Source organism: Johannesbaptistia floridana (assembly GCF_057440575.1).
The window spans coordinates 1-2,345 of sequence record NZ_JALKVM010000184.1 but is presented as its reverse complement, the minus strand read 5'-3'; the positions used below and the strand labels follow the sequence as shown (position 1 = coordinate 2,345).

General features: G+C 34.9%; 3 protein-coding genes. All 3 read right to left on the bottom strand.

Features of this window, described 5'->3' with window-relative positions; translation table 11 throughout:
• Positions 1 to 252 precede the first annotated feature (252 nt).
• Positions 253 to 495, bottom strand: coding sequence for a helix-turn-helix domain-containing protein (locus tag MW688_RS12450; protein WP_486736327.1), 243 nt, complete (start codon positions 493 to 495; stop codon positions 253 to 255).
• A gap of 418 nt (positions 496 to 913) precedes the next feature.
• A complete protein-coding gene (locus tag MW688_RS12445) occupies positions 914 to 1,039 on the bottom strand; it encodes a sigma-70 factor domain-containing protein (protein ID WP_486736326.1) in 126 nt (41 codons plus the stop codon).
• Between the two features lie 743 nt (positions 1,040 to 1,782).
• Positions 1,783 to 2,345, bottom strand: a 563-nt coding sequence (locus MW688_RS12440; RefSeq protein WP_486736324.1) for a TaqI-like C-terminal specificity domain-containing protein, incomplete at its 5' end; no start/stop codon positions are given.

Sequence of the window (2,345 nt, the reverse complement as noted above, 5' to 3'; positions counted from 1 at the left end):
AGCAGGGAGCAGGGAGCAGGGAGCAGGGAGCAGGGAGCAGGGAGCAGGAGGCAGGGAGCAGGAGGCAGGAGGCAGGAGAGTTAGGAGGCAGGAGGCAGGAGAGTTAGGAGGCAGGAGTTAGGAGTTAGGTACAACCTCATGAGTCCTTTGAAACGCTATATAATTTACAATAATCTTTGAGTTTTAGAGATAAGATTTTGAGCAATTTCTTCTTGAGTTAATCCCATAGAAAATAATCCACGCATAATAAGATCAATACTGAAAAGAAGCATCTCCTGCTTCTATTTTTGCTACTCGCGATTGACTTGATTGCATTTTTTCAGCTAATGCGCTTTGGGAAAGTTCTTTGCTTTCTCTCCGTAATTTAAACAACTCAATTAATGTTGCTTTAAATTCAACTAATTTGCTTTCAGATTCTTCTAACTCTAAAAAATCTTTGACTGTTCCAACTTGCCAACCTGCCGCTTCTAGTCGTTGACGTTTACTCAAATCCATTGCTTTTCTCTCCTAAATGTATTTTAAATTGAGTCGTATTCTTTTAACCGTTTTTGGCATTTTTCAATAATCTTTGCTGGAGTTTTATTGGTTTTTTTAGAGAACACTTCTAAAATTACTTCAAAACTCATTACTCAACCACCACCAGTAACATTAGGTAAAGATGCGAGGGTCTGAGTTTAACCACACTAGATACTTATCATCTGAATACATATAGCAGTGCTCGTTGTAGTGTTAACCATATTTAGATAAACTTTTCCCCCCAACCCCCCTTATTAAGGGGGGCTTTTGATGATAACTGTAAACATCTCTTTGCTCATTGCTATAATTGCTTACTTTAAGTGTATTTTATGTCAATTTCGACATAATAGCAAGTTTTTTCGGTTCTGTTGTAAAGAACTGGAGTTTAGACTAAACATCATTCTAATTCTTTTTGACTGTTTTCTAATTTAGTTAATTCAACTACTTGCCTACTTAAAACAATTTCTTCATCTGGTGATAAAAGCCTTATACTACCTATTTCTTTTAAGTATTTACCCAGCAAATCAATTTTCTCTGACTTTCTATTTTTCTTTTTTTCTAGTTCTTGTCTGTTATAGCAACTCGCCTTGTAGATGTTTATAACTGTGATAAAAAGCCCCCCTTAGTAAACTATCCTTTATAAGCAAGCAACTCACCAAACCCTTGTATAGCAGGGAGCAGGAAGCTTCTGAGCAGGGAGAGCAGGGCTGTTTTGTTCTTGACAAAGAAAATGGTGAGGAGGAGCTTCTGAGCAGGGAGCTTCTGAGCAGGGAGAGGGGATTTTTACTAATAATAAATACCCTTTTTTCTAATAATAGCTAAAAAGAGCGTAAACTTTTGTGGTGTCTAGCTTCTAGCTAAGACAAAATTTTAGAATAAAAAGCCCCCCTTAGTAAGGGGGGTTGGGGGGATCATTTGTGATCAATCAAAATATATTGTGTTAACACAAACTACTGCTATATATATGCCCTGAGTAAGGGGGGTTGGGGGGAAAAGTTAGTGATAAATGTTGTTAACACCACTGCGATCGCTGCTATAATATCTTTTGGTACTGTGAATATAGTTTTGCACTATTAGATACATTTTTACTTAAATTTCTGAATAAATTAAGCTCGGAAAAACTGGATTTTTTAAGATTAATTTCTTTTTGGTTGATGTTTATTTGTAAATCAAAATTTTTAGAAAAACTTTTAGTAAACGTTCTAATAATAAGTTTTGTGTAATTAATTGTTGTTAGGAGTAAAAATTTAGTTGGATTAATAATATTCATGTTTCTTTACCTGTAATGATTTTCATTTCTGCTGAAGTTAAGCCATATAAATGGCCTACTCTTGCGTCTATTTCTGCTTCATATTCTTCTACTCGCTTTCCTTTGGCGTCTAGACATTTTTGTACTAGTTTTTCTATGATTTTGCCCTCTGTTTCTGTTACTTTGGGTATAGGGATTTGTGAAACATACATAGGTTTATACTCTAAAAACCTCCCTTCTCTTATAGCGGCTATTTGAGAAATAAAGTAACTAGTTAAATTAGAATTTAAAATAGCAATTAAAAGCTTTTCTGCTTGACTTGTAAGTAAATTTGCAGGCGCCGAAATAAAGACACCAGATGCAGCTATAGAAAAATTAGGCTTTGTTGATAAATTACCCCAAACAATTTTAGGTGTCTCAAATTCTTGCCAATAGGCGACATTATCTTGAATTTCATACCATTTATAGCTGCCTGCTTTTCTTCCTCCTTTTATACCAGGTGTTAATCTATCTTTATACTGAAGTAAATAATTTTTTATAGCCGGATATTCTTCAATATTTATTCCACGTCTTGTAAAGA

Excerpts from the sequence above, each read along its gene's own strand:
- MW688_RS12450 (WP_486736327.1), bottom strand. The coding sequence starts at position 495 with ATGGATTTGAGTAAACGTCAACGACTAGAAGCGGCAGGTTGGCAAGTT.